The 26,084-nt window shown below is 46.5% G+C and carries 24 protein-coding genes; 8 read left to right on the top strand and 16 right to left on the bottom strand.

Annotated elements, in window-relative coordinates; translation table 11 throughout:
• Positions 1-38 precede the first annotated feature (38 nt).
• Positions 39-929 carry a pectinesterase family protein gene (locus tag MKX42_RS24680; RefSeq protein ID WP_340755355.1) on the bottom strand — a complete coding sequence of 297 codons (891 nt, stop codon included), beginning with the start codon at positions 927-929 and terminating at the stop codon, positions 39-41.
• 73 nt (positions 930-1,002) lie between these two features.
• Here MKX42_RS24680 and MKX42_RS24685 point away from each other — a divergent pair, with 73 nt between their 5' ends.
• On the top strand, positions 1,003-1,872 hold the full coding sequence (locus tag MKX42_RS24685; RefSeq protein ID WP_340755357.1) for a helix-turn-helix domain-containing protein: 870 nt from the start codon (positions 1,003-1,005) through the stop codon (positions 1,870-1,872).
• 33 nt (positions 1,873-1,905) lie between these two features.
• Here the strand turns inward: MKX42_RS24685 and MKX42_RS24690 are convergent, their stop codons facing one another.
• From MKX42_RS24690 to MKX42_RS24705, 4 genes are all read right to left on the bottom strand, one after another.
• On the bottom strand, positions 1,906-3,357 hold the full coding sequence (locus MKX42_RS24690) for a glycoside hydrolase family 28 protein (protein ID WP_340755359.1): 1,452 nt from the start codon (positions 3,355-3,357) through the stop codon (positions 1,906-1,908).
• Between the two features lie 30 nt (positions 3,358-3,387).
• Positions 3,388-4,953 (bottom strand): glycoside hydrolase family 43 protein, encoded by a 1,566-nt coding sequence (locus MKX42_RS24695; RefSeq protein ID WP_340755361.1) that lies wholly within the window; start codon positions 4,951-4,953, stop codon positions 3,388-3,390.
• Positions 4,954-5,209: 256 nt separating this feature from the next.
• A complete protein-coding gene (locus tag MKX42_RS24700; RefSeq protein ID WP_340755363.1) occupies positions 5,210-5,581 on the bottom strand; it encodes a hypothetical protein in 372 nt (123 codons plus the stop codon).
• A 129-nt stretch (positions 5,582-5,710) separates the two neighbouring features.
• Positions 5,711-6,508: an AraC family transcriptional regulator gene (locus MKX42_RS24705; protein ID WP_340755365.1), complete on the bottom strand. Its 798-nt coding sequence runs from the start codon at positions 6,506-6,508 to the stop codon at positions 5,711-5,713.
• Positions 6,509-6,645: 137 nt separating this feature from the next.
• Here MKX42_RS24705 and MKX42_RS24710 point away from each other — a divergent pair, with 137 nt between their 5' ends.
• Positions 6,646-8,898 carry an FAD-dependent oxidoreductase gene (locus MKX42_RS24710; RefSeq protein WP_340755367.1) on the top strand — a complete coding sequence of 751 codons (2,253 nt, stop codon included), beginning with the start codon at positions 6,646-6,648 and terminating at the stop codon, positions 8,896-8,898.
• Positions 8,899-9,193: 295 nt separating this feature from the next.
• Here MKX42_RS24710 and MKX42_RS24715 read toward each other — a convergent pair whose 3' ends face one another.
• The 3 genes from MKX42_RS24715 to MKX42_RS24725 all read right to left on the bottom strand — a co-directional run bounded on the left by MKX42_RS24715 (position 9,194) and on the right by MKX42_RS24725 (position 12,891).
• The gene (locus MKX42_RS24715; protein WP_340755368.1) at positions 9,194-9,823 is read right to left on the bottom strand and encodes a hypothetical protein; all 630 of its coding nucleotides are present in this window, start codon (positions 9,821-9,823) and stop codon (positions 9,194-9,196) included.
• 120 nt (positions 9,824-9,943) lie between these two features.
• Positions 9,944-11,059: a glycoside hydrolase family 88/105 protein gene (locus tag MKX42_RS24720; protein ID WP_340755370.1), complete on the bottom strand. Its 1,116-nt coding sequence runs from the start codon at positions 11,057-11,059 to the stop codon at positions 9,944-9,946.
• A gap of 35 nt (positions 11,060-11,094) precedes the next feature.
• Positions 11,095-12,891: a glycoside hydrolase family 2 protein gene (locus MKX42_RS24725; RefSeq protein ID WP_340755371.1), complete on the bottom strand. Its 1,797-nt coding sequence runs from the start codon at positions 12,889-12,891 to the stop codon at positions 11,095-11,097.
• A gap of 227 nt (positions 12,892-13,118) precedes the next feature.
• Here MKX42_RS24725 and MKX42_RS24730 point away from each other — a divergent pair, with 227 nt between their 5' ends.
• Together MKX42_RS24730 and MKX42_RS24735 are read left to right on the top strand one after the other, a co-directional pair.
• Entirely contained in the window at positions 13,119-14,036 is a 918-nt protein-coding gene (locus MKX42_RS24730; protein WP_340755373.1) for an ArsR/SmtB family transcription factor, read from the top strand.
• Positions 14,037-14,057: 21 nt separating this feature from the next.
• Entirely contained in the window at positions 14,058-14,315 is a 258-nt protein-coding gene (locus MKX42_RS24735; protein ID WP_340755375.1) for a hypothetical protein, read from the top strand.
• A 72-nt stretch (positions 14,316-14,387) separates the two neighbouring features.
• Here MKX42_RS24735 and MKX42_RS24740 read toward each other — a convergent pair whose 3' ends face one another.
• The 7 genes from MKX42_RS24740 to MKX42_RS24770 form a co-directional block, all read right to left on the bottom strand.
• On the bottom strand, positions 14,388-15,314 hold the full coding sequence (locus MKX42_RS24740; protein WP_340755377.1) for an AbaSI family restriction endonuclease: 927 nt from the start codon (positions 15,312-15,314) through the stop codon (positions 14,388-14,390).
• Between the two features lie 182 nt (positions 15,315-15,496).
• Entirely contained in the window at positions 15,497-16,606 is a 1,110-nt protein-coding gene (locus MKX42_RS24745) for an AAA family ATPase (protein WP_340755378.1), read from the bottom strand.
• On the bottom strand, positions 16,603-18,000 hold the full coding sequence (locus MKX42_RS24750) for a coiled-coil domain-containing protein (protein ID WP_340755380.1): 1,398 nt from the start codon (positions 17,998-18,000) through the stop codon (positions 16,603-16,605). Before MKX42_RS24750 ends, MKX42_RS24745 begins: the two co-directional genes overlap by 4 nt.
• 11 nt (positions 18,001-18,011) lie before the next feature.
• On the bottom strand, positions 18,012-19,673 hold the full coding sequence (locus MKX42_RS24755) for a hypothetical protein (RefSeq protein ID WP_340755382.1): 1,662 nt from the start codon (positions 19,671-19,673) through the stop codon (positions 18,012-18,014).
• Between the two features lie 339 nt (positions 19,674-20,012).
• Complete coding sequence (locus MKX42_RS24760; protein ID WP_340755384.1) at positions 20,013-21,068, bottom strand: hypothetical protein; 1,056 nt, start codon at positions 21,066-21,068, stop codon at positions 20,013-20,015.
• A gap of 5 nt (positions 21,069-21,073) precedes the next feature.
• Positions 21,074-21,874, bottom strand: coding sequence for a DUF7662 domain-containing protein (locus MKX42_RS24765; RefSeq protein WP_340755386.1), 801 nt, complete (start codon positions 21,872-21,874; stop codon positions 21,074-21,076).
• The gene (locus tag MKX42_RS24770; protein ID WP_340755387.1) at positions 21,861-22,502 is read right to left on the bottom strand and encodes a hypothetical protein; all 642 of its coding nucleotides are present in this window, start codon (positions 22,500-22,502) and stop codon (positions 21,861-21,863) included. Before MKX42_RS24770 ends, MKX42_RS24765 begins: the two co-directional genes overlap by 14 nt.
• 118 nt (positions 22,503-22,620) lie before the next feature.
• Between MKX42_RS24770 and MKX42_RS24775 the strand changes: the two genes are divergently transcribed.
• The 3 genes from MKX42_RS24775 to MKX42_RS24785 all read left to right on the top strand — a co-directional run bounded on the left by MKX42_RS24775 (position 22,621) and on the right by MKX42_RS24785 (position 24,786).
• Positions 22,621-22,923 carry a hypothetical protein gene (locus tag MKX42_RS24775; protein ID WP_340755389.1) on the top strand — a complete coding sequence of 101 codons (303 nt, stop codon included), beginning with the start codon at positions 22,621-22,623 and terminating at the stop codon, positions 22,921-22,923.
• Complete coding sequence (locus MKX42_RS24780; RefSeq protein WP_340755391.1) at positions 22,913-23,236, top strand: hypothetical protein; 324 nt, start codon at positions 22,913-22,915, stop codon at positions 23,234-23,236. The genes MKX42_RS24775 and MKX42_RS24780 overlap by 11 nt, the downstream gene beginning before the upstream one ends.
• 152 nt (positions 23,237-23,388) lie before the next feature.
• On the top strand, positions 23,389-24,786 hold the full coding sequence (locus tag MKX42_RS24785) for a SpoVR family protein (protein WP_340755392.1): 1,398 nt from the start codon (positions 23,389-23,391) through the stop codon (positions 24,784-24,786).
• A 107-nt stretch (positions 24,787-24,893) separates the two neighbouring features.
• Here the strand turns inward: MKX42_RS24785 and MKX42_RS24790 are convergent, their stop codons facing one another.
• Entirely contained in the window at positions 24,894-25,232 is a 339-nt protein-coding gene (locus tag MKX42_RS24790; RefSeq protein ID WP_340757796.1) for a Uma2 family endonuclease, read from the bottom strand.
• Between the two features lie 95 nt (positions 25,233-25,327).
• Between MKX42_RS24790 and MKX42_RS24795 the strand changes: the two genes are divergently transcribed.
• Complete coding sequence (locus MKX42_RS24795; protein ID WP_340757797.1) at positions 25,328-26,080, top strand: MBL fold metallo-hydrolase; 753 nt, start codon at positions 25,328-25,330, stop codon at positions 26,078-26,080.
• Positions 26,081-26,084: the final 4 nt, after the last annotated feature.

Raw genomic sequence — 26,084 nt, forward strand, 5'->3', positions numbered from 1 at the left:
CTGAATTTCTGGGTTCGCGTATACCATAGTCCAAGCGATTAATAACCCTCGGGATGCCAACCGTCCAGCACAGACAGAATCCGGTACTGTGCGGCTTCCTCCGCAGTTAACTGGCGTGACCACGCTACCCGGCCCTCCGGGCAAGCACCGGGGCCGCTGCTGCCATACTCTTCATAGCGGCTGGTCTGCTCCCGGTCCGGCTGCCCCCAGTTATGCCAGCCTTCGCCGGTCACCGAACCGTCCATCACCGTGCGGATGAAGGCGACATGCGCGTAAGGGCGCCAAGGGCGTCCGAGATAGCACTCACTTACCCCTTCGCCGCCGGTAATCCGGCAGTCCAGGAACACATAACCGAAGGCGGCTCCCTCCGGCGTTGAAGCCGCTGTGATATACCCTCTGGAACGCTTGTTATGGAGATGGCAGCGGTCAAACAACGCGGTGGCCGGACCGAAAATATAATCCACATCCCCCTCAATGTAGCAATCATCATAATATTGCCGCCCCGGCCCGGTATACAGGGTATCCTGGTCACCTAACAGACGTACACGCCGGAACACAGCCTGCCCGGCATCGACGAACGCCGCGACCGCTTGTCCTGTTCCCGGGCCGGAAGTGTTGCGGATGGTCAGATTCTCGGCAGTGAAGTCTTCTGCAAACACGTTAAGTGTACCAGTGCGGAAGGTGCGCAGCGGCTCACCGTCTGCGCCGAGCGTATGGGCATTATCATTCCACGAGATAATGGTGGAATGCTGATCCTCTCCCAGCAGGAGGATGGGCGGGGCTTCGCGGGCAATCGTAACCTTTTCCTCATAGATCCCGGGCTTAATCCGTATGGTTACTGCTTGCATTTCCCCCTGAGGAATGGAATCCAGCGCCTCCTGCAGACTGCTGTATCCTTCTCCGGCATTCTTCGAGACTATAATTAACATGGACGGCTCCTTTCACAGCAACCTGAATGTATTCTATAATAACTCTAACAGCTTCCAGGAGAAGAGGAGATGTATGAACAGCGTATCTGGCCCTAATCCCAAATATCATCTTGAAGACGGACGCTTCAGCATCCAGCATATGAAGCGCAAAGGCATCACTGCGATGCCGCGCCCCCACAGCCATGAATGGACTGAGCTGTATTACCTGACGGACGGGGAGCGGGTATATTTTGTGGACGACCGGGTGGTTACGGTTCACAAAGGCGAGCTGATTCTGATTCCCGGCCGCGAGCTCCATTCCACGGCAAGCTCCGAGAAAGCCGAATTCGAGCGGATTCTGATCAATTATGACCCGCTGCTGCTGCCCCCGGTGCTGAGAGACGAGCAGCAGTGGTTCCAGAGCAGCCGCTACCGCTTGTTCCGGCTGACCCTGCGCGAGCAGAATGAAGCGGAGTCCCTGCTGAACCGCATGCTGGAGGAATCCCGTATCCGGCGGCCCTTCTACGAAACCTGTGTTACTGCTCTATTGACCGAGCTGATGATCCTGCTCCAGCGTTCGGAGAGTACGGCCCAGGCTGGCGGCACCCGCCATCCGCTGCACCATCTGGTAACCGATGTCGCCACCTATATCCGCGCCCATTACCGGGAAGCGCTTACGCTGGAAGAGACCGCCAAGGACTTTTTCATCAGTCCCTCTTATTTGAGCCGGGTATTTCATCGCCTGACCGGCTTTCATTTCCGGGAATATATCGTCCATATCAGGGTCCGAGAGGCCCAGCGCCTGCTGGCCGGCACCCCCGCCAGAATTCAGGAGATTGCAGGGGCAGTCGGCTTCGAGCATCTGTCCCATTTCAATAAGACCTTCAAGAAATCAACCGGCCTGACCCCGCTCCAGTACCGCAAGGAAGCGGGGGCACAGCCTTCACCGGAGTCCAAAGGGTAATATCCGGCGCTGCGTCCCGTATCTATTGTTAACTTAAACCTCTGTGATGGCCAGCTCCCCTGAACGAACAAGCTCAACATCACTGCACTTATGCATCTGTACCTGCGGCTCCTCCTGCGTCTGCAGCCTGATCCGGTCCAGCTTCAGCCCTGCTGCATGGCGCAGGATGATGCCCCGCCTGCTTATGGCGCTGAAGTTCTCCACCGTAAGCGCAGCAAGCGGCATTTCCGGCAACCCGTTCACGAGCAGCGCAGTTGCCGCCCCGTGGCAGGCCATATTCCGCAGCGTGATGTTACGGAACTGCGGAGTCTCCTCCGTGACCGGAACCTCCTGCTCGTCATAGCCCTCAGACCCCTCCACCCCGGCATAGAACAGATGGAAGGATACCGCTTCATGGACGATGCCTGACATCTGTATATTTTCTACCCGGATATCCTCCACGACGCCGCCTCTTCCCCGGGTACTCTTAAAGCGCAGCCCGATGTCCGTACCCATGAACACGCAATCGTTCACCCGGACTGCATGCACACCGCCCGACATTTCACTGCCGATGACTACCCCGCCATGACCGTGATAGACCGTACAATGGCGTATCGTAATGTACCGGCAGGCTCTACCTGCCCGGCGGCCTTCCTCATCCTTGCCCGATTTCAGACAAATGGCATCGTCGCCTACATCGAACCTGCAATGCTCCACCAGCGCATGTGTACAAGACTCCAGATCCAGGCCGTCCCCGTTCTGGGAGAACCACGGATTACGGACCTGAATATGTCTAATCGTAACCTGCTCACAGCCCATGGGGTGCAGACACCAGGCAGGAGAATTCTGAAAGGTCGGCCCCTCCAGCAGCACTCTCCGGCAATTCCGCAGGCTCAGCAGCGCAGGACGCAGATACGCACGGGCAGGGAGATAGGCCTCCATTCCTGTCTCGCCCTTCTCCTTCAGCTGCAGAACATAAGCTTCTCCCGCAAGCGCTTCCTTGCAAGGCCACCATATCTCGCCCTGTTCATCCACGGCCCCCCCGGAGGCAAGCAGGCTATTCCACTCCAGTTCCGTCCGCTTGAAGCGCTTCACTGGACGCCAGGCCTCACCGCTGCCATCGAAGATGCCTTCACCGGTTATGGCTACATCGCTCAAATCCTCCCCGTCCAGCGGAGCCTGGCAACGCCAGCCGGCTGTCCCTTCGTAATGGGAGAACAGCAGCGGGTACAGATTGTAGTCGGGTTCAAAGCATACCAGCGCCCCCCGCTCGGCACACAGATTGATCCGGCTATGCAGCGTCAGCGGCCCGGTGCGCCAGATTCCCGGCGGGATAATCACCGTTCCTCCTCCTGCAGCAGCGCAGGCATCCAGGGTATCCTGTATAGCAGACGTACATAACAGCACTTCAGCTTCTGCCCCATAGTCCGTAATACGGAAGGTCCGCTGCGGAATCTGCGGCAGCTCCGGGATTGGATAAACTTCGGAATCATATTTATTATTCATCGTATTCCTCCATCTCTGTCTAATCAAGATCTATTCAAGCTCTTCATAGCTGAACCAGCCGTAATCCGCAACATTGCTGCTTTGCGCTCCACCCGCACTGGCATACATTCCGATATAAGCCCCTGTGAAGCCTCCGGCCCAATCCGTGCTCAGCACCCTGCCCTCAGCCCGTTCATGCAGTGCGGTCCAGGCGTCAGAATCTGCGGCTCTATAATAAAAGCTGTAATCCTGCCCCCTGGCTTCCACCTTAAGCTGTACGGTATCCAGCGGATACGGCGCAGAGGCCAGCAATTGCTCAGCTCCCCTGCTGCGCACGGTCAGCTTCAGCAGCTGCCTGCCATCCTCCAGCGCCCGTTCATAGCGGAAGTGGTTGTCCGCATTCTGGAGCAGCGCCAGTCCGGCGCTCTCGCCTGCGGCCTCCGGCTGGAAGCGCATCTCCGCTGCGGCTCTGAAGCTGAGATGCTGCTGCCGTCTTCCGATATAAGCCGGATTGCCGGTCTCTGCAAGCACCTCCGGCTTCAGCCGCAGCCGCAGATGTCCCGGATGCTCGCTGAGGCTCCAGAATTCACCGCGCGGCGTGCGCAGGAAGTTCCAGACGGGGCTAAGCTCCCCGTCAGCAAAATCATCACGCACCGGCAGCAGCGGCCACTGCGTCACCGGCAAATCCGGTGCTGGCCCCGCAAGCTCAAGTACGCCCTTGCCGGGATTGACTACCGGCCATTCGTCCTCCCACTTGACCGGAGTCAGGAAGGTCTCCCGGCCCAGGTTGCGGTAATATCCCCCGCAGGTCCGGGAGGCCAGGCAGAGCATCCACCACTCCCCATGCTGCGTCTCGACAAGTTCCGCGTGGCCCGTATTCACGATGGGGTACTCTCTGCCGAGATGGCGGTGGGTCAGGATCGGGTTGGCCCGGTGCCCCTCATAAGGCCCTGTCACGTTCCGGCTTCTGGCAACCGTTACCGCATGGGTATGGCCGGTGCCGCCCTCGGCAATCAGCAGATAATACCATCCTCTGGTGGAATACAGATGCGGCCCTTCCTGGGCATGTGCAGTCTTCAACGCACCTTGCCAGAGAGTATGCTTCGGGCCGGTAAGCCTGCCCTGCGCCAGATCAATCTCCTGCAGCCAGATGTCCATATGCTTAGGATAATCCTGGCCCCCGGGAGGCACCCGGTTACCGTTGTAGTAGACCTTGCCGTCCTTATCGAAGAACAGGGAGGGATCAATGCCGGGCGCATCCTCCAGCCAGACCGGATCTGACCAGTCTCCCGCCGGATCGGCGGATGTGACATAAAAATTATGCGGGTCCTTGTGATTATCTACGAACGTTGTGATCATATAAAAGAGACCTTGATGATACCGGAGGGTCGGCGCCCAAATCCCCCTCGACGGGAGAATACCGTCCAGATTGAGCTGGGACGGACGGTCCAGCACATGGCCCAGCTGGCGCCAGTGGACAAGATCCCTGCTGTGGAAAATCGGAACCCCGGGGTAGAATTCAAAGCTTGAAGTAACCAGATAATAGTCCTCACCTACGCGGATGGCCGAAGGATCAGGGTAGAAGCCCGGCAGCACCGGATTACGGAATGTTCTCAAATTCGGAAGTCCTCCTTCACACGGGCGATAGGTACGAATATTCAATCAACGATATGTAAGCATAACCAATTATAGTTCGTATAAGTTTAATTTTCTTGCGCTTTCTATGTTCTTTTTCTTGTTTTTTATACTTTTTTGTCCTGCAAACAGAAACAGCGACAGCAGGGGATTGATAACATCCCTTACTATCGCTGCACTATGGAAGTGTAGAATTCACTCTCGTAGTAGCCCGCTGAAATGAGTGAATCAGATTATTTTAATCAAGTGTCTTAGCATACTCTCTCAGCTGTTCAGGCTCACTTGTGTGATAGACCATTTGTTCATGATCAAAAATCACAATTACGGGCCGTTTCGCTTCCAGGCCCAGTACCTCCAGCCACTTCAGCTTCTTCTCCTCTGTATGCACAGTTACATGAGGGATATGCTCCACGAGTGCAGACTCGGAATTCAGTACCTTATTTACTTCGTCATCCCATTCCCGTGAACTGGAGAACATATGCATATGGAGTACATTCTCTTCCTTGGACACTAGCTGATCAATAACATCCGATTTCGAAGATCCGCAGCCTGCAACAAACAACAAGAATACTGAGACCAGCAAGAATAATCCAAACCTGTGCTTAAGCATGTAATTCCCCCCTCCCTATTCCATCTACATACCCATATACTACTATAACGATACAGCCTTACTTCCTTACATAGAGCGAATAGGTCTCTGGAGCGGCAAAAATTTAATTTCTGCGCTAATCGTTATTAATTATAAGCGGTGCAGCTTACGGTACCGGGATGGCGTTAAGCCCAGCTTCGCCGTGAACACCCGGCTTAGGTAGAAGCCGTTCTCGTAACCGCACTGCTGGGCGATCCCTTCAATGGGCAGTCTGGAATCCTCCAAGAGCTGGCAGGCCCGTCTGAGCCGGAGTCCGGTTACGAAGTCTGAAGGGGCCGTCCCATAGGCGGCACGGAAACGCCGCGTTAATTGTACTGGAGTAATATCAAGGGTAGCGGCCAGCTCCTGCAGGGTCATAGGTGTACAAGCGTGCTCCAGCAGCCATTGCTTAGCCTGTTGCATCAGCGGGCCCGGACTTGTCTCTCCAGAGCGCACCTCCTCGGATGCACTGCTGCGCTCGATTTCAAGCAGCCTCCATAGATCCTCCAGCATATGCTTCATCCGGCTATACCCCGGCTCCTCCTGAATCCCTCTTCCGATACTCTGCATATAGCGGTATGTAGATTTTAGACGTTCCACATCCCTGACAGTCCATCTGCCTCCAAGCGTTGCGGCGTCCTCCGGTCCCCCCTCTTCCTCCCATTCGAATTGTATGAAATGAAAGGTCAACGGACTAACCGTTCTGCGGTAAAAGGTTGTCTCCGGCGGACATGCAATGATGTCCCCGAATCCGCCCTCTCCTTCGTGGTCTCCGAAGCGGTAAGCGAACTTTCCCTGCTCCACCGCAAATAAGGTCCACACAGGGTAGGTGTCGTGCTCCAGCAGGAACTGTTTTTTTTGCTCCCAATAGATGTAGGCTGCCGGACGAACCGACCAATTCATGCGCATGTCTGACTCTCCTTAGATGCATTATTCAATGAAATAAAGTATATGTCCCAAGAAATTATATGCATGTCATTTGGTTAACGATTATCCTATCATGAAACTACGGATATATTAACACACACCAAAGGAGAGGTTCAACAATGCGCAGGGAAACGGTCAACACGGATGTAACTGTGGTAGGCGGCGGACTGGCAGGGGTATGCGCGGCGATTGCGGCAGCCCGGCTGGGCCAGCGTGTGGCGCTGATTAATAACCGTCCGGTGCTCGGCGGTAACTCCAGCAGTGAGGTGCGGGTATGGGTATGCGGCGCAACCTCGCACGGTATCCACCGGTATGCCCGTGAGACGGGAATCATGGGTGAGCTGTTTGTGGAGAACCAGTACCGCAACAAAGACGGCAATCCGTATCTCTGGGATATGGTTGTGCTTGAAGCGGTTAAGGCCGAACCGAACATTCAGCTGTTTCTGAACACGGATGTTCATGAGGTCGATGCTTACGAGGATGGCAGCGGCCAGCGGAGCATCCGGTCCGTGACCGGGTGGATGATGGGGTCGGAGCGGAGAATTACTTTTGAAAGCGCGGTCTTTCTGGACTGTACGGGAGATGGCCTGGCAGGCTTCCTGGCAGGGGCAGAGTACCGGCTGGGCCGTGAAGCACGCGAAGAATATAATGAGGAATGGGCACCGTTAATCGCAGATGATATTACGCTCGGCAGCACACTGCTCTTCTATACCAAGGACGCAGGCCATCCGGTCAAATATATTGCTCCAGCCATGGCAAAGGATATTACACAAACCGCTATTGCCGAGCGCCGCATCATCCGCAGCGGAGACAATGGCTGCGCCTACTGGTGGATCGAATTCGGCGGCGAACAGGACACTGTTCACGACAATGAGGCCATCCGCGACGAGCTGTGGTCTGTGATCTACGGGATCTGGGACTATATTAAGAACTCCGGCAAATTCGACGCTGACAACATGACACTGGAATGGGTCGGTTCCACTCCGGGCAAGCGGGAGTACCGCCGGTTCATTGGCGATTATGTCCTGAATCAGAACGATATCCTGGCCCAGCGCGAATTCCCGGACCGTGTGGCGTTCGGCGGCTGGTCCATTGATCTGCATCCGCCGCAGGGAGTGTACGCTACAGAGTCAGGCTCGAAGCATATGTATTCGGACGGCAGCTATCACATCCCGTTCCGTTCACTGTATTCCGTGAACGTCAATAATCTGCTGATGGCCGGCCGCGACATCAGCGCCTCGCATGTCGCGTTCGGCACGACCCGCGTCATGGCTACCTGCGCGGTCATCGGCGAGGCCGCCGGTATCGGCGCGGCACTCTGCGCCGCCAAGGGAATATCGCCGCGCGAACTGCATGCGGCCCACCTGAACGAGCTGCAGCAGACGATGCTGCGCCAGGATGCTTCTGTCCTCGGGCTGCGCAACGAGGATGAAGCCGATCTGGCACTTGCGGCTACGGTCAGCGCTTCCAGCGAGCGGAGCCGGTTCGTTGTGGAGCAATCTGCGTTCAGCGTCCCGCTCACCACTAACATAGGCATCACCATTCCGGCCGATCCTGAGCTTAATGGGATCGGACTGCTAGTCGATGCGGCTGAAGCCGCAGAGCTGACAGTAGAGCTATGGGAGACCGGTCGGCCCGAGAATTATATTCCCCATACGTTAATCCAGTCTGTATCCGCTCCCGCTCAGGCCGGAGCCGCCCAGTGGGTGAAGCTCCCGGTTCAGTGGAAGCCGGAGTCACCGCGCAACGCGTTCCTGATCTTGAAGGCCAATCCTGCACTGTCGCTGCATATGGCAGATGAGCCAGCTTCGGGTATGCTCGCCTACGGGCATAGTGAGACCCCCGCAGCCTCGCGGGATTTCGGCGAGAATCCGCCTGCACAGCCCGTAGTGCAGTGGGACAAAAAGAAATTTGATCACCAAGCCCCATGCCTTCGCCTGTCCGGGACAACGAGCGCCTTCGCTGCGGATAAAGTCATCGACGGATACCTTCGTCCTTATGGAGGCCCGCATCTGTGGTCCTCTGACAAGATGAACTCCGGCCAGCCGGAATGGCTGGAGCTGGCCTGGAACGAGCCGGTAACTCTGTGCGAGGTTCACGTTACCTTCAACGACGATGTGAACGAGGACCTGATCAACCTGCATCATCATATTACGCCTTACGAAATCCTGCCAACGCTCGTTAAGGAGTATCGTATTGAAGCTTACAAGGAAGGCAAATGGACCGCAGTTGCCGGGGAACATGACAACCACAAGCGCAAACGGGTACACACGCTGCACGAAGCTGTGAGAACAGGCCGCCTGCGTGTGGTGGTGCTCGAGACCAACGGCAGTGAGTATGCGGAGATTATTGAGGTGCGGGTGTATGGTTAAGGGAGCGGACTAAATTTAACACATTGAAATTTGAAGCGGAAGGCTATAGCATTTAAAATGTGGACTTCAGTAGTACAGCTAAAACAAGTATGGATGGCAGAAATGGTCAGTTAAGAATATCCCGATCAATGCCGGAACAGCGGTAGGAACCCCATACGGTATATGTTACTTTTATGAAGTCAGATTCCTCCACAGTTGCAAATTTAACTTGGTTCCAGTTCAAATGGAATGAAAGCTGTTTGATGTATGTTGAGCGGGGCCTGACTGCGGTCAGGCCCTTTTGACGCGGAAGGAGCTATTGATCCGTCCACTGCTCAAAGAGGTTGTACAATTCATCAAGGCGTTCCTCGTCTTCGGCCGCGAACATTAGCAGATGGCCACCGTTGTTGTTCATAATCATAATCAATTCACCCGGCCGGCCAAAAAAACGAACCCCCGTGTATAAATCTGAATCCGCTTGGCGGGATGGAAAATTCTGCTCAATCCGCTCCGTAACAGCCTCATCGATCTCCCAATATTCTTCGCTGCTATCCTCCATCGCCAGCACTGCCTGCATATGGGCCATGGCCAGCAAAAATTCCTTGACAGTCGAACGCAGGCGCTCCCATTCTTCTCCGCTGCGCACATAAACGGGAGGATTATCAAGCTTCATATCCGCTGCACGGATTCCCCAGACGCAGGCTTCCTGATTTTCGGTATAAAAGATGCAATAGTCTTCTTCCATATAACGCGGAAAATTGTGAGGCTGAACCAGAACATCCTGAGTCGCGTTCAATGCAGAGTGGGCCCCAAGCTCCCTATAATACGCCCGCAACACCTGCGGAATATGCCCGTAGCGTTCCAGCCACGGGGTTAACGATTCATGATCGAATCCGCACGGTTCCGTAATGTGGAACAGGTCTCGAATCGCTGTAAAGTCAGTCACTACTTCTCTCTCCCCGTTCGTCAATTTCCAAGTGTTAATTAACGTAATCTTAACATAATTTATTGTGAAAAAAAGCCTAATCCTCTGGCGTAAATGCTCAAGGATCAGGCTTTCTGCTGTTTAATTTAACGCTTCATACAAAGCGATAAGAGCCAAGGACTGTCCGTAGGCCATAGGTCGGAGGGCAATGTTCTTGTAATGCTCCTTATCCATCCCCATGCCGGTTCCGGCCGACACATTCAGCACGGTGCCGTCTGCGCTAATATTTTGACACACCGCCTGAATGGCCTTGTCTGCCGCAGCCTGATAGGAGGCATCCAGAATACCAGCCTTAATACCTTTGATAATCCCTGCGGCGATTGCGGCCGATCCCGATACCTCTTCATAGCTGGACGGGTCCTGCAGGACGGTATGCCACAGACCGGAAGCTGCCTGGAGCGAGACCAGGGCATTGACCTGAGCAGTATACGTATCAATCAGAAACCGCCGGAACCCCGGACTAATCGAATCCTGGCAGGCTTCCAGATAATCGACAATACCATACGTGAACCAGGAATTGCCGCGGCACCAGAAGATACTGCCGAAATTATCATTGCGTTCGAAGCTCCAGCCATGGAAGAACAGGCCGGTATGTTTGTCGAACAAATACTTGATATGGAGCAGAATCTGGTGTTCAGCCTCATGCGCCCACTCCGGGCGGTTGAACTTGCGCCCCGCCTGGTTCAGAAACAGCACCGCCATAAAGAGTGTATCAATCCATAACTGTCCGTTGTGCAGGTGAATGCCGTCCCGGTTGCCAATCGCAGTGACCGTATGCTGGAAACCTCCTTCTTTGGTCTTGGGCAGCTCATGAATGAGCCAATCCGCATGCTCCCGGCATAGCTCCTCCAGTTCGCCGGAGGGCTCAAGCTGATCCAGGAGCAGCACCAAAGGCAGATAAGGAGCTGTTGTATTAATGTTTTTGGAAGGCAGGCCCGTCTCCAGGTTACGGGAAACCCAATTCCGGAAAAATTCCATATAGCGTATATCGCCGTAATAGTTCTGCAGCTTGTAAAGACCGTAAAGACCTACGCCCTGAGGCCAATCCCATTCTTCAATTCCGAAATCCCGTTGCACAATCCCTACTCTGGTATCGGCCTGAACCACTGTTTTATCCTTTTCATAGTCGCTGCCGCCCAGGTTCATAAGCCTGTCTACTACCAGCCCGATTTTTTGCAGCAAGTTTTCATTTGTCATCGATTCATCAGCTCCTTATCATTACATAGGCCCGGTTAAATGGTCCGCAGATGCCACTCACTGTTAATTTCTTTAATTAACGACAGATCACATTTGGGTGTCCGGTCATAGGCCAACAGGCCGTTAATTTCCTGCTCCACATCCGTTAACTGCGTATAACAATACCCATAAATAATCTTGGACGCGTATACCGCCTTCATGATTCTTCCGTATTCCAGAACAAGATCCTCTGCAGATTGTGCACTGGTATATCCCCAGCCATCTTCAGCGCCAGCCTTATAGCTTATACCACCGAATTCAGTTAACAAGATCGGCTCGCCCCGATGCTCATAACCGTCTGCATACACACTCCGGGCTGATGGCTTGGAAGCAAGCATCGTATCCTTCGTAGAAAGAATCCTTTTAAATTCCTCATACTTATCGGGCTCATCCGCTCTGCCATGCTGATAATTGTGTACCGCACAAATGTCAGTCAGCGTCATTTCCCATCCGTCATTCGATATGACTAACCGGGTATTATCCAATGAATGAATCAGACTATACATCGCTACGCTGTGATACTGCTGCTGCTTATCCGATTTCACCAGCGGAATTCCCCAGCTTTCGTTAAGCGGGACCCAGGCCACAATAGAGGGATGATTGAAGTCACGGTCAATAATCTCAATCCATTCTTTAGTTAACCGGGCTACAGCATCATTATTGTAAGAGGCACTCGCCGCACATTCTCCCCACACAAGGAACCCTATCCGGTCTGCCCAGTATAAAAACCGCGGGTCCTCGACCTTTTGATGCTTACGGCAACCGTTGAACCCTAATTCTTTGGCTAATTCAATATCCTTCCTCAGGTGTTCATCCGTTGGCGCCGTAAGTAATCCTTCCTGCCAATACCCTTGGTCCAGTACAAGCTTTTGATAATAAGGTTTGTTATTCAGATAGACCATACCATTCTCTGTATGAACCTTCCGCATGCCGAAATACGACTCTATAGAGTCCACCTCAACCCCGCGATCGTACAGCTTCATTTCCACATCAAACAAATTAGGAGCTTCCGGACTCCATGTCCAGCCGGCACGGTGAAAGTTTGTGCGAAATATTTTCAACCCAAATAGATCTATCATTCTGCGTGTTATAGGCTGTAACAATCGTATCCGGTCCTGAATAACAGGTACTCCGCCAAAAGAAATACGAAGTTCCAAATCTAATTCTTCAGATCCATACCCCTCAGACTTAACCTCTATTCCAACACTCCCTTGATCCAAATCGGGCGTAAACTTCACCTGCTGAATATGAACAGGGTTTACCGCCTCCAGCCACACGGTCTGCCAAATCCCTGTAGTACGGGTATACCAGATGCTTTCCGGCTGCTCTATCCAGAACTGTTTGCCCCGCGGTATCGTCTCATCCGTTGAAGGGTCCTCAACATGAACAGTTACCTGTTCCTCCTGTCCGGTTAAGGCATGTGTAATATCAAAAGAAAATGAAGTGTGTCCACCCTCATGCATCCCGATATATTGACCATTCACATACACCCAAGCTCTATAATCTACCGCTCCAAAATGTAAAACAACACGTTTCGCATACCAGCTTGGATCGAGTGTGAAATTGCGCTTATACCAGACATAGTCATGAAAAGCGGTATCGTGTATTCCGCTGGCAGGGGTTTGAAAAGCAAAGGGAACTTGAATGGTCTGACTGAAATTTTGGCCTGGATCAAACCATCGCTGTTCAGCTCCCACATTCCTGTCATCAAATTCAAATTGCCAGATTCCATTCAAATTAAGCCATGCGTCTCTGACGAACTGCGGACGCGGGTATTCCATCCTATGTGTCATTTAGCTTCAGCTCCCATCTTAGTAGTCCACAACAATAAAAGTTAACTTCTTTGTGGTTTAGATAGTAAATCTCCCCCGCAAGCAAGCAAATACTATCATGATGAAAGCGTTCTTTCAAGGCTCTATCAGCGTTATTCCTGATTTTCAACTTTGTGGTATACTAAATAAAATCAGCGCTTAACCAGATCGTTTATTGTAAACCAAAAAGTTAACAATTGGAGGTCCATATGTTCTTAGAACTCGATGATCATGGCATTGCTGTTTTGAAGGCATTGGCATCTGACACAAGAGCTTCGATTCTTAGACTATTGTTACATACGCCGCTTACGGTCAGTGAGCTCGCCACAAAACTTAACTTAAGTAAAGCTATCGTCTCACGCCATATCCGGTTACTGGAGGACGCCAAGATCATCAAGCTCCAGGACAATCTGGAGGCTACCGACAGCCGAAAGAAGAATTTCATTGTTGCTGTCGATCATATTGCCCTCAACTTCCCGCAAAAGCTCCATCTTCCTTTTAAAGTCATTACGAATGAAATCAAGCTGGGATACTATTCTAATTTTTCAGTCACCCCCACCTGCGGATTAGCCAGCCAGGCAAAAATCATCGGAAAGTTAGACGATCAACGGACCTTCGTTTCCAATGACCGGATCGAGGCTTCCTTACTTTGGTTTGCGGAGGGCTTCGTTGAATATATGATTCCGAATGATTTCAACCACAATTTCACTGCAGAATTACTAGAGTTATCCTTGGAGCTTTCTTCAGAGTTTCCTGGGTCCAACAATAATTGGCCGAGTGATATTGCTTTTTATATCAACGATGTTTTTTTAGGCACCTGGACGGCTCCGGGGAATTTCTCAGATGTGCGCGGGAAATTAACACCAAACTGGTGGGATAACGAACTAAGCCAGTATGGCCTTTTGAAGCATTTAAGAGTAACAAAGAAGGATACTGGAATAGACGGTCAAAAAATATCATCGGTCACCCTCGCTGAGCTAAAGATCGAAGACTCCCCCTTCATTAAGCTGAGGATTGGGATTGACGGGAATTCTAAAAACAAAGGCGGACTTACCATCTTCGGGGAGCACTTTGGAAATTATCCGCAGAATATTCTGCTTAAACTGTTCTATACGGAAGCGGAATAAACCCAACGGGAGGTGCCAGCCATGCAATGGGAAGAGGTTCGTAGGATTTATCCTGATCAATACGTCAAGTTGCAAATCCTTGCATCACATACCCAAGGAAACATTAAGTATGTTGATGAAGTCGCACTGATTCGTGCTATTCAGGACCCGCAAGAAGCGACCAAGGAATTGCTGCGATCTAAGGACGGCGTGATTGTGTCTCACACTGGAAACGAGGAGTTGAAGGTGGAGATTCGTACCCTTCGCGGATTGCGGGGAGTCGTGCAGCATGAAAATTGATTACGTCGATGGCCTGCTGCAAAACGTCCTTAAGCTTGAACTACAAGGAGAGAGCTCTAACTTTCTATCGATTTAATCATTTGGTTTATTTATGCCATGTTCTTCATGTAATACTCCTGCCCTAAAGACTTTAGTTTTATCGTCGATACGGCTATATCTTATATAATTTTTGTTGTCAGGGGACAAGCCTGAACTTTTGAATATCCCGACAAATCTGTAACGTTTTATTCCTAAACTATCTCTATAATTTGCAAAAACTGCTCTTTCCTTATTTAACCTGAAGTCATCTTTAATGAGAGCCATTCTTTCGTCTTCAGTTTGATTTTCTTGTGACTCATCAATATAAGTCCAATCATCAGATAAAAAATTTAACCATCCTCTTGCAGCGGACTTAGCATCTTCATCAACAATAACAGATAGCTTTGGACACCAAACCCAAAGTGTATCGGACACTCGGAAACCACTTCTTTGAAACCCTATATAACCCTTATCAAAAACACTGTTGGCTATATCTGTTATTTGTTTAAACGACACATTATCAAAAATAGAAAGGTATTCTTGCTGTCTGACTTGACTTTGTTCTTCTTCATATGTCAACCACTTTAATTGGGTCCTAGAAGCTTTGTCTTTAATGATTGTAATGACTTCAATAATTCGTTTATTAATCGCTTCTATTGACTGCGATGCATTAATTCTTAAGCAGATAAAATCATTATTTTCATTTTCATTAACTGCGGCAATTATGTCATCCATACGTAATTTGTCTGCTTCTTGATTATTTTTGTGATAAGATTCATCCACTTCTATCGCTACCTGGATTTGTGGAAAGTAGAGATCCATTAGAGCATGTCTGCCATCTTTACGCTTTACATATTGTTGACTTACAGGTTTCAACTCCATATTATCAAGTTTATGCCAAATCGCATTGATAATATAGTTTTCATAATCCTTTCTCTTAGTTCGTGACAAAGTTTTAACTAAATAATCCCGTTTATCCATTTCCTTGTACCTCCAGTATCATGCCTATATGTATAAAGGTCTTCCAGTGTTTATTTTAAATTTAGTTTCCGCTGTGTATGAAGGGTATTATTACCGATCTATCTAGTCCAAAGGTTGATGTAGGAAGTTGTCCTTATTATGCTAAGAATTTTGTTCAAAGCCTATGAGCAGTGATCCCTTCTTTAAAATATTTTATCCTGAGGAATATCTTCTTTAATAATTAACATCAACGATTCTTTAGTAATAGGATCCGACAACCTAGACAGTCTCTTCGATTGATTCAGCGTTATGTCATCAAACAAATTTCGCACAAGACGACCATTTGAAAAGTGATCTTTTTTTTCATTCAATTTAATTTGCAACACATTGCGGACTTTTTTAATAGCATCTTCTTGGGCTATATAATCATTTTGATTGCACGTGTAATTGAATATTTGCACAAGCTCATCGAGGGAGTAATCACTAAATGAAATAAATGTATTGAATCTTGACTTTAATCCTGGATTGGATTCAAAGAAATTATCCATTAAATTTGTATATCCAGCTACGATCACAACAAGGTCATCACGATAATCTTCGAGAGCTTTTGTTAACTCAGTAAGGCTTTCTCTCCCATAACTATCGCTATGATCATTCTCTGTTATGCTATACGCCTCATCAATAAATAGGACTCCACCTTTTGCACGATTAATTAATCTCTTCACCTTAATTGCTGTTTGTCCTTGATACTCAGCAATTAAATCAGTCCTGCTCGCTTCAATGAATTGACCTTTACTCAGTAATCCGATAGCTTTGTACATTCTCCCAACAATACGAGCCACTGTAGTTTTAGCTGTACCAGGATTTCCAAGAAACGCCATATGTAAAGTTTTGTTAGACTTCTTTAGTCCGTTTTCCTCCCGTAAATGTTGTACTTGATTAAAATCAATCAAATCACGAACTTGCTGCTTCACATTTCCAAGACCAACCATTTCATCTAATTGGTTAAGTAACACTTCTAGTGAGACATTGGACGAATCTTTTAATTCTTGGAAAATCCCATCAACATTTGATGCTCCAAGATATTTATATAACATCTCAACAATTTTTTCTTGCTTTTGTTCCATGTTGGGTAAGGATTGTTTCTTAGTTAAGATACCTAAGTTTTTGATTAACTCTAAAACAGCTCTATCATTTTGTTCATCAGTTATTTCTCGAACTAATCGTTCAAAATCAGATGTTTGTCCCAAGAAAACATCCAACTGTTTAGTTTCTTTAATTAGCTGGTATTTGTAATTTTCTGAAATCATCATAAAACCCCACTTATTATAAAAACTACTAGAACACACATGATAGTAATACTACTAAATGAGATAACTTGAGTAATCTTCAATGCTTTGGACAAGTTTCTGACCACCAGATTAAGCTCTACAACATCATTTTTTGCCCCTGAGAGTTCAGATTTAAGATATGTAGATATACTATTCGTACTTTCTGCTCGTTGCTCGATTCCAACATTGAGTTTCTTAATATCATTTTCAACCTCCATCTTGTTTGTTGTGAATTCGTTAATAGTTGAATCCAGTTTGGCATCAAACTCAGAATAGTTTTGAGCGACTTTTTCAGATAAGATTTGGATATTATCCTGAATCAATCGTTTCATATCATTGAGCTTCTCTTCATGGATATCAATTTCTTTATTTAGAGTTTCGATGCATGCAGATATACTTTCTGTTTGTTGCTCCATTCCTACATTGAGTTTCTGAATAGCATCCTTAAAATCCTTCTTGTTTGTTGTGACTTCGTTAGTCATTACATCCAGTTTGGCATCAAACTCAGAATTGTTTTGAGCAACTTTTTCAGATAATATCTGGATATTATCCTGAATCAATCGTTTCATTTCATTGAGTTTCTCTTCATGAATATCAATTTCTTGATTTAGAGTTTTGATGTTAGTCTTATTTTCTGTAATTATTACTTCGATTTTAGATATATTTTCATTTTGATTTGAAACTGCTTGAAATTGTTCAACTTGAAATTCTTTTAAGTAATTGAAATCATCTTGAAAAACTGAAAGTGAAGATAACAATGATTTCACTTCATCGGTAAGATCGGCTAATGTCAGATCTTGAGCCTCAACCTTGGTTTCAAATGCTTTAAGTTTACTTTGCATTGTTGAAAGATTACCGAAAATTATATCAACATCAGTTAAGTGTTCAATCTTCTCTATTTTTTCTTTGAATTTTTTCAAAACTTGGATTACTTGCTTCTGCTGATTAATTATTTGTGTGATCTCATTTTGATTTGTTTGAACGCCTTCAATTCCTTTTAATGCTTTCGCGTTAGCTTCTTCAGCTGCTTTCAGTGAGATCAAAATTCCATGAATATATTCTTTATCTAATGCGGAAAACGTATCGTAGATAGTATTAAATTCTTTAATTGTTCTAACAAGAACTTGATTCTGTTTAATCATTTTATCCTGAATATTTTGAGTCAGCCTATTCAGGTCATCCCCCGTTACTTTATAATCAAACAACCCAAAAGGTCCCCTTGAACCTGGAACACTAGGTAAAATCTCTTCTTTAGGTATTTTTTCACTAAATTCTTTTAATTTATTTTTCTTTTTATTGAAATCATTGGAGCTGTTATTCATAATGGCTATCTGGTTTTTATTTTGATTATGCTTTGTTTCGGTTTTAATTGACATTTCTGATCACCTCAAAGTAAATCTTCTAAATCATTTTGCATTTGAACTAAACTTTTCTGATTATCACTAATGATTTCTTTATTTTTTGAATCATTGGCCTTATCTCCAGCAAATATCTTAATAAGCGATTGTTGCATTATGTCCTTCGCTAATGCGTGATTCTCTGAAATTTCGCTCATAACATTTTCTTTACATGCTGCTACATGGCTTTCAGCTGCAAATAGTTGTACCTGCTGAAGATTCATAAGCTTATTTTTCTTATTAATAATTTGCTGATCAATCTCTTCTTTTGCCTTTCTGGAGATAAATTTATCGATAAGATTTAATACTATTGCGCCTACTAATCCAGATACTAAGCTTGATAAAAACAATCCAATCATATTCGCAAGAGTGCCAATCAGCGGAATCTCAATTTGCATTCCAGGAACTGTAGTAAATAAGAATTTTTCAAAAACCTCTCCAAAGAAAATCGCACTACCACCAACTAATCCAACTGTTATTATTTTTCCAACTTGTGCTACCTTTACGGACAAAGGTTTTTCCTTATTTTTCTTATCTCGAAGAAAATTAAAGGCTTCAACAACAGACGATATCCCTTGCTTAATAAAACTTGATAATTTCTTGAATAGACTTACTATAGGTCCGAAAATTTCAGATACTATTGTGCCGATTAAAGTTGATGCTCCCGTCTGAAGAACACTGTATATTTTGGAGAAGAATGATCTTATGGATTCTTTCATATTAGATAAGAATCCATTAAGCGACTTAGATTTTTCCTTAAAAAAACGGACTAAACCATTCATGATTTCTTTCAACAGTGTAAAAAGCGCTGAGATAGCCATTGTCTTCAAGGCATCTTTTCCAGCTTTTTTCCCCACTTCTTTAGCGGCATCCAATCGAATATCTTTATTAATTGCTTTTCTTGCTCCGTTATCAGCTTTCATCATAAGATCGTCATCAGCAGCAAGTTTATTTTTCATGCGTTTGTTATTTTCTTCTTTTTGCCAATGTTTATCAGCATCGGACATATTTGATTCATCAATCTTTTTATTTGCCTTTTCGTTTTGTTCAACCAGAGATTTTTCCCTAGTCTCACGGGTTTCTGTATACTCTTTGTTACTCTTGGCACCTTTACTTTTATTTAAAGATTCGTTTGTCGGCTTTAGGTTTTCCTCTTTGTTGGCAAGGCTAGCTACATCTAAATTTGCTTGCTTCCTTCTTTGATTATCGAATAGCTCTTTTCTTGATACGACATGATCTAAATTAGCCTTTTCTCCAAGTTTCAAGTCTTTTCCTGTGTATTCATCCTTCAAATTTCCAGCTTGTTGATGCTCCTTCATTGCCTTATTGGCATCTTTGTATCGTTTATCTTGCATAACGGAATTGGCAATATCCTTATACTCTTCAGGATGCTCTCTATCATATTTTTGAATTAATGTTTCATTAGTCATGTCGAGACCAATTTGATTCCCGAACTGTTTCCAGACCTCATCTAAGACTATTTTCCCTAATGAATCAGGATCTGATATGTTATCTCTATCCCTTTCCAGTAGCTCTAAATCAGAAAAGCTATCTTCCAACTGTTTTGATAAGAAACCTCCCACTTCTTCAAAATCAAAGTCAGTTTCATTATTATCGAGTTCAATATTTAGAACTTCATTCTTGTTAGACACGGATTCAAACAGTCCTTCCAAATAAATTTTTATAATTATACTGCTTCATACCTGGAGTTAACTCAAATTCACCTATGTATTTCGTTATCGTTTCTCCCCAAACATACGAAGCTTGCTTGATTAGAGAAGTATTCGGGTTAATATAAACGTTCCGCTCAGCCATTTTGGCCAGATCGGATAGAATGTTCCAATGGTTCGACAAAAAAGTTTAAATTGCTATTACTCATACCATTCACCTCTGGATGATTTATTCTTAAAATGTAAAATGATGCATAGGTAAATATTCCTAAGTCCATAATAACATGTCTCAATACAAGGAGAGTATAAAAAAATGAGGACTCAAGTTGAGTCCCCATAATTGATCTCATCAATACGTCTAAGCCAGGCATCGAAATAACTTCTGCTGAGGTTCTCCACCCAATGATTACATAATAGATAAGCATAGCCATGGATCGAATACGGATCAGCGTAGAATCTTGGACGTCCGTTTATATTCCGCTGTTCGGTCAAGGAACAGGTTGGGTCGACCTTCTTCAATATGGGGTACGTGATGTTGAAGGTTCTTTTGGCATAGTCTAACCGCTGCAACCGCTCAATTTCTTGCACAGTTAATACATCATTTGCAATCAAGCGTTCAAAACTGGATTTAACAAAAGCACCAATCTTTATTTCCTCAGATCCTTTAAAATCGGCTGGCATTTTCTTAATCTTAAACTTGCTTATCGACTGCCCTATACTCTGCTTATCCTCCGCGAATAGATTATACATTTGTATACTTCGCATAAACAGCTCCGAAGTATCAGACACAGAATTGGATAAGGCTGTAACCACATTGAAGATTTTCTCCTTGAAGTCTTCATTGCACAGAAGCTCAAAACGAAAATCTAAACCTTTTGCATGGAACAGCTCCTGGAGTTCGGCTATGTAGAGTTGCAGCGGTTCACGAATTGCACCATATATTCTTGGAGCAGCAAAAATAATATTTCCAGCATTCAAATTGAAATACCCATGAATCGCCATAGCAGTGCGAATCATTTTCTTCAGTACTCTGGAAATTGTTTCTTCCTTTGAGCCGTAATTCAAGCCATACTCATGAAAAGCTACATCTATTCCGTATATACTCTCAACACCATTTAGTCCTCCAACTTCCATACCCAAAGCATCAATCTCCGCCTGTTGGAGTAGTTGGGAGAATGAACTGTTTTGCTTAAACAAATCAAGGCTGTATTTCTGTTTAAAATATTGATCTGAATCTTTCATCATACTTTCGACGACAGCTTCGTTATGAATTTCCCACGACTTCACTGATGGCTTCCAGTTCAACTGAACAAGCTGACAATTCTTTGCATGTCTCAGCCATGAGAGTATCAAGGATTCTCCGATTTCTATTTTCAACAGAGCTACACCTCATCACCTATTTTTCTGAATGCAGTCTTCTCTCCAAGCGTGACTGAATCCACTTCCCAACCAGCGTGCAGCCATGACTTAGCTTGTGCATTCGTCAACGCATTAGCCCACCACGGACGATATTTACTCGCAGATGCAGGCAGTGCGAAACCTAGTACCGCTTCGATTTGGTCTATAGTCATAATCACTTGCTTGCCTTCAGTACTCAGTAAATATCGATAGAGTGAAACATATTTCCCAACGGTATTCTCCGAAAGATTCTTCGGCTGATCTCTATTCTTTTTTAATGTGCGCTGTACAATTACTTCAGACGGTGACTCCAGCGAATCTCCAGATATCGCCTCCTGTCCTTCCAATGCTCGGGTCAACCTTTGCAGCATATAGCCAATCCCCGTACAATCACCTAGAGGAAAAAACAATTCCTGTCGTTGATTAAATACAGCCTTAGCTCGATCCGTATAATGCTTACCGCCCAGCACTGTAATCTCCTTATAATTGAATAATCCCTTGCTTTCAGCCTGCTCTTTCAATTGAGCGATATGAATAGTCTCACTGGAAGGCTTAATGAAAGACACGTTATAGTCCTCTGGAATGACATCCTCAGGAAATAGAAAACCATATTTTGCAGACAGAATTACCCAATGATCGAAAAAGGTTTTAGCATACCTTTGACAGGCCACCGCAAAAACACCAGTATAAACGTTCTGCGCTTCTACAGGTCCAATTGAATGCTGTTTATCCCAAATCTTCGCGGCACCGCAGGGAATAATACAAAGCGATTTATCTCGATTCACTGGCTAGCACCTCGATTCTGTCAAAATCTTGGTTATTCAATGGTTCTTTATACAACTCGTTCACTTGCCAAAGTCCACTTCTTCTTATTTTTTCATGGGGTGATGACATCCCAAGCCATTGATCAGAAGGAGCGCACTCATCACATAATGATAGCGTAGATATGAGCCTGGATTTCAAAGATAAGCACTCTGGTTTATCTTCTATAGCCAACACACAGAATGAGAAATGCTTCTGAATATAATCACTGACTCTGCTCTCGATATTTGAATGATATGCTGGATCTACCAGATGACCATTATTAAGTTTAGCTTCCCGAGTTGTAAAATCGAGTTCCCATACACTTGCATATGGATCTTTGTCTCGGTTCAGCAGGCACCTACCTATGCTCTTGCGAAATATACTTCTATCCTTATTCTCCTGAATAAAATGCTGCTTCAAACGCGACCTAAGTTGATTAGTGCCTGTGTGGGTACCAACTCGAACGATCCGATCTGCATCATGTCGGTGCTCTCCAGTTTCAAAGAGCAAATATACTCCATTTTTGAGGATCATTTTGTCCTCGAAGGGAAAATGATGCCGAGTCATTTTTTTGACGATCTCATGTAAATCATAACAGTGTTGGCTCATACAAATAGGCCCCCTTTAGATCTAGAAAATTAGACATTCAAGTGTTAATAAATGTAATCTTAACACAATAAGATTGCTATTGGTTTATGATATAATGAGCGAAAGGAAGGTGAGCACAATGTCCATTTCCAAGGAACAATTGGAACAAAGTTTTCAGGGGAAATCTTACGTAGACCTTAAAGATTTGGTCCAACTGATCGAAGAAAACTTTGGATTCAACGTTACGTTGCAAAGAAAAGATGAACAGCCTACATTTACAGATGAACAAAAGAAGCGAATGACTACAGTAATTTTTAAAGATGAAGATGTTCTTTCCCAACTTCGTAAGTCCAAAAATGACCGTGACAATGGAATTTCCACATACAGTGACAGTGAAAATGAGTTTGCACAATTACTGAAAGAGGAACAGAATGAGATCTGACCATTACAAGGTTCTTTGGACCACTTATGCTCGGGTAGCCCTTGCCAGAATGAAGGAATTCAAAGTAGATTCCATGAATGTCTTCAGACGTTCTAAAGCTATATTAGCCGATGAGCCGAAATACAAAGCTGATGGAGTTTCTGACTTCCCGGGGTTTGAGTTTAATGGCTACTACTGGGTGCTAATTGGCAATGTGATCATTATTTACAGGATTGACGAGGATCTTCGTGAAGTGTATGTCGATGCTTGTTACTTTGCTAATACTGGACTGTCTCATTATGTATTTTGGGGTATTGATCCAGATGAAGAATAGCCTACCCCTTAGCGTATTCGCTGTGGTTAGGCTATTTTTTTGTACAATAACTCTTCTATTCCCTCATGCAGCGCGCATGCCCATCATACTCCCACCCCTCCCCCCATATACATAGGAAGAACGGTTCACAAGCTGGAAGGAGAGATGGATGCATGCCCGGTGATGATGAGATTAAAGCGCTGGAGCGGTCGATTGCCGAGATCACGGAGATTGCTTCCGGGTTTGGGCTCGATTTTTATCCGATGCGTTATGAGATATGTCCTGCGGATATCATTTATACTTTTGGTGCCTACGGGATGCCCACCCGGTTCGGACACTGGAGCTTCGGCAAGACGTTTCACAAGATGAAGTCACAATACGATTTCGGCCTGAGCAAAATTTATGAGCTAGTCATTAACTCTAACCCGTGCTACGCCTTCCTGCTGGACGGCAACTCCCTGGTGCAGAATAAGCTGATTGTTGCGCATGTGCTGGCGCACTGCGATTTTTTCAAGAATAATATGCGCTTCTCCATGTCCAACCGGGATATGGTCGAGAGCATGGCGGCCACGGCCGACCGCATCAATGATTATTCCGTCACTTATGGTACTGACACCGTAGAGAGCTTCATCGATTCCGTACTGGCGATCCAGGAGCATATCGATCCCAGCCTGATCCAGCCCCGAAAGCTGGGCAAGACTCATCTGCTCGAAGCCAAAATGAAAGAGCGCAAGGACGCCCCTCCAGGCAATTCATCACCGCCTAGTGCCTACAGTCAGCTGTGGGATTTGGAGAAAAAGGAAACTGAGGACCCTGCGCCGGAGACCGCCGGTAAGCGCACCTTCCCCCCGGAGCCGGAAAAGGATATCGTCTGGTTCATCCAGCAATACTCTACCGCTCTGGAGGACTGGCAGCGCGACATCATGACGATGCTGCATGACGAGATGCTCTATTTCTGGCCGCAGATGGAGACCAAGATCATGAACGAAGGCTGGGCCTCCTACTGGCATCAGCGGATTATGCGCGAGCTGGACCTGACTGCCGAAGAGACTGTCGAATACGCCAAGCTGAATTCATCGGTGGTGCAGCCCTCCCGCCAGAGCCTGAATCCTTACTACCTGGGGCTGAAGATTTTCGAGGATATCGAACGCCGCTGGGACCGGGACAAAATGTTCGAGGTGCGCGAGCTGGATTCCGACCTCTCCTTCATCCGCAGCTATCTGTCGAAAGAACTGGTGAATGACCTCGACCTCTATGTTTTCGAGAAAAAAGGCCCGGAATGGAAAATCACCGATAAAGCCTGGGAGAATGTACGCGACCAGCTGGTGCTGGCCCGGGTCAACGGTGGCTCCCCGTACCTCGTCGTCCATGATGCCGATTATGAGCGGAACGGCGAACTCTTGATTGCCCACCGCTATGAGAGCATCGAGCTGGATCTGAAATATCTGGAGCGCACGCTCCCGCATATCTACGCCCTCTGGGGCCGGACCGTGCATCTGCAGACTGTTGTCGAAGACAAAAAAGCCCTTTTTACCTATGACGGTAAGAAGGTGCAGCGGAAGTTTATGTAGGTAATATGTATATGCTCGTCTAATAGGCCGCAGGCGGATTGCGAAATGCAATTCAACTGCGGCTTATTTGAAAATATAAGACGGCGAATCCGTTTCTACTTGTAGTATTAGACTTCCAAGTCAAACAGCTTGCCAAGCGGTATCTGAAAATCTCTAAACACATTCGACCGCACGCTATCCTGCTCTGAATATAAGTCCCTCACCTGATATACGCCATCCTGCAGCGCATACACATGAACCGTGCGGTTGCCGGGATCGACAATCCAGTATTCCTGGACGCCATACTTCTGGTACAGATTGAACTTCTCATTGAAGTCCTTGAGGGCTGTTGACGGGGATAACACTTCGATAATCAGATTAGGTGCGCCGTGGCAGCCGTTCTTGGAAATCTGATTCTTCGAACAGACTACAGACAGGGTGGAGTGTAACTGAATTAAAACATGAATGGCTGCGAATACTCAGTGCCCCCGTATCTTTTGATAGCTCCTATTCGTTTATATGTTGAAAGAGTACTAATTCATATAATAGGAGAGAAGAAATGATGAAAATTTCGAATGGAGTAGAAATGCTGGAATTGCAGGTTGAAGTATTCAGCAGTCGTCAAGAATTGAATCCTACCCTGATTTGGGACGATGAAGCTGCTATTTTAATTGATGCCGGCACACCCGGGCAATTCGAGCAAATACGTGCAGCCATGAACGAGTGTGGAGTCTCTATGGATAAGTTGAAAGCAATCATTTTAACTCATCAAGATATTGACCACATCGGCAGTCTTCCTGAAATCCTGCAGGAATCTGATGGAGATATTAAAGTATACGCTCATGAGCTGGATAAACCATATATTGAAGGCCAATTGCCCCTTATGAAAGTGAATCTCGATAGTATGGCTTGGCAATTAGAATCCCTTCCGGAAGACGAACGTTTGAAAGTAGTAGCCTACTTGTTAGAGAACTCTCCTAAGGCCAAAGTTGACAGAACCTTAGCTGACAGACAAGAGCTTCCGTATTGCGGGGGAATTCAAGTGATCTTTACACCTGGGCATACGCCTGGACATATTAGTCTTTATTTGAAACAAAGCAAAACCCTTGTTGTTGGTGATGCAATGTTCAGTGTGGAAGGCATCTTGAGGGGACCCCACCCGCATTCCACACCGGATATGAACACAGCTTTCCGTTCCCTAGAAAAATATTTAGACTTCGACATTACATCGATTATTTGTTATCACGGAGGATTATGTAAGGGTAACGTTAATGACCAGCTCGAAGAGCTTGTCAGAGATTATTGGAACTTATGAAGAG

The sequence above is a fragment of the Paenibacillus sp. FSL R7-0204 genome (genome assembly GCF_038002225.1).
GTDB lineage: Bacteria > Bacillota > Bacilli > Paenibacillales > Paenibacillaceae > Paenibacillus_AQ.

What these genes read in the sequence shown, in the direction of transcription:
- MKX42_RS24680 (WP_340755355.1), bottom strand. Translation starts at nt 929, where the DNA reads ATGTTAATTATAGTCTCGAAGAATGCCGGAGAAGGATACAGCAGTCTG.
- MKX42_RS24685 (WP_340755357.1), top strand. Translation starts at nt 1,003, where the DNA reads ATGAACAGCGTATCTGGCCCTAATCCCAAATATCATCTTGAAGACGGA.
- MKX42_RS24690 (WP_340755359.1), bottom strand. Translation starts at nt 3,357, where the DNA reads ATGAATAATAAATATGATTCCGAAGTTTATCCAATCCCGGAGCTGCCG.
- MKX42_RS24700 (WP_340755363.1), bottom strand. Translation starts at nt 5,581, where the DNA reads ATGCTTAAGCACAGGTTTGGATTATTCTTGCTGGTCTCAGTATTCTTG.
- MKX42_RS24705 (WP_340755365.1), bottom strand. Translation starts at nt 6,508, where the DNA reads ATGCGCATGAATTGGTCGGTTCGTCCGGCAGCCTACATCTATTGGGAG.
- MKX42_RS24710 (WP_340755367.1), top strand. Translation starts at nt 6,646, where the DNA reads ATGCGCAGGGAAACGGTCAACACGGATGTAACTGTGGTAGGCGGCGGA.
- MKX42_RS24720 (WP_340755370.1), bottom strand. Translation starts at nt 11,059, where the DNA reads ATGACAAATGAAAACTTGCTGCAAAAAATCGGGCTGGTAGTAGACAGG.
- MKX42_RS24725 (WP_340755371.1), bottom strand. Translation starts at nt 12,891, where the DNA reads ATGACACATAGGATGGAATACCCGCGTCCGCAGTTCGTCAGAGACGCA.
- MKX42_RS24730 (WP_340755373.1), top strand. Translation starts at nt 13,119, where the DNA reads ATGTTCTTAGAACTCGATGATCATGGCATTGCTGTTTTGAAGGCATTG.
- MKX42_RS24735 (WP_340755375.1), top strand. Translation starts at nt 14,058, where the DNA reads ATGCAATGGGAAGAGGTTCGTAGGATTTATCCTGATCAATACGTCAAG.
- MKX42_RS24740 (WP_340755377.1), bottom strand. Translation starts at nt 15,314, where the DNA reads ATGGATAAACGGGATTATTTAGTTAAAACTTTGTCACGAACTAAGAGA.
- MKX42_RS24745 (WP_340755378.1), bottom strand. Translation starts at nt 16,606, where the DNA reads ATGATGATTTCAGAAAATTACAAATACCAGCTAATTAAAGAAACTAAA.
- MKX42_RS24750 (WP_340755380.1), bottom strand. Translation starts at nt 18,000, where the DNA reads ATGTCAATTAAAACCGAAACAAAGCATAATCAAAATAAAAACCAGATA.
- MKX42_RS24770 (WP_340755387.1), bottom strand. Translation starts at nt 22,502, where the DNA reads ATGAGCCAACACTGTTATGATTTACATGAGATCGTCAAAAAAATGACT.
- MKX42_RS24775 (WP_340755389.1), top strand. Translation starts at nt 22,621, where the DNA reads ATGTCCATTTCCAAGGAACAATTGGAACAAAGTTTTCAGGGGAAATCT.
- MKX42_RS24780 (WP_340755391.1), top strand. Translation starts at nt 22,913, where the DNA reads ATGAGATCTGACCATTACAAGGTTCTTTGGACCACTTATGCTCGGGTA.
- MKX42_RS24785 (WP_340755392.1), top strand. Translation starts at nt 23,389, where the DNA reads ATGCCCGGTGATGATGAGATTAAAGCGCTGGAGCGGTCGATTGCCGAG.
- MKX42_RS24795 (WP_340757797.1), top strand. Translation starts at nt 25,328, where the DNA reads ATGAAAATTTCGAATGGAGTAGAAATGCTGGAATTGCAGGTTGAAGTA.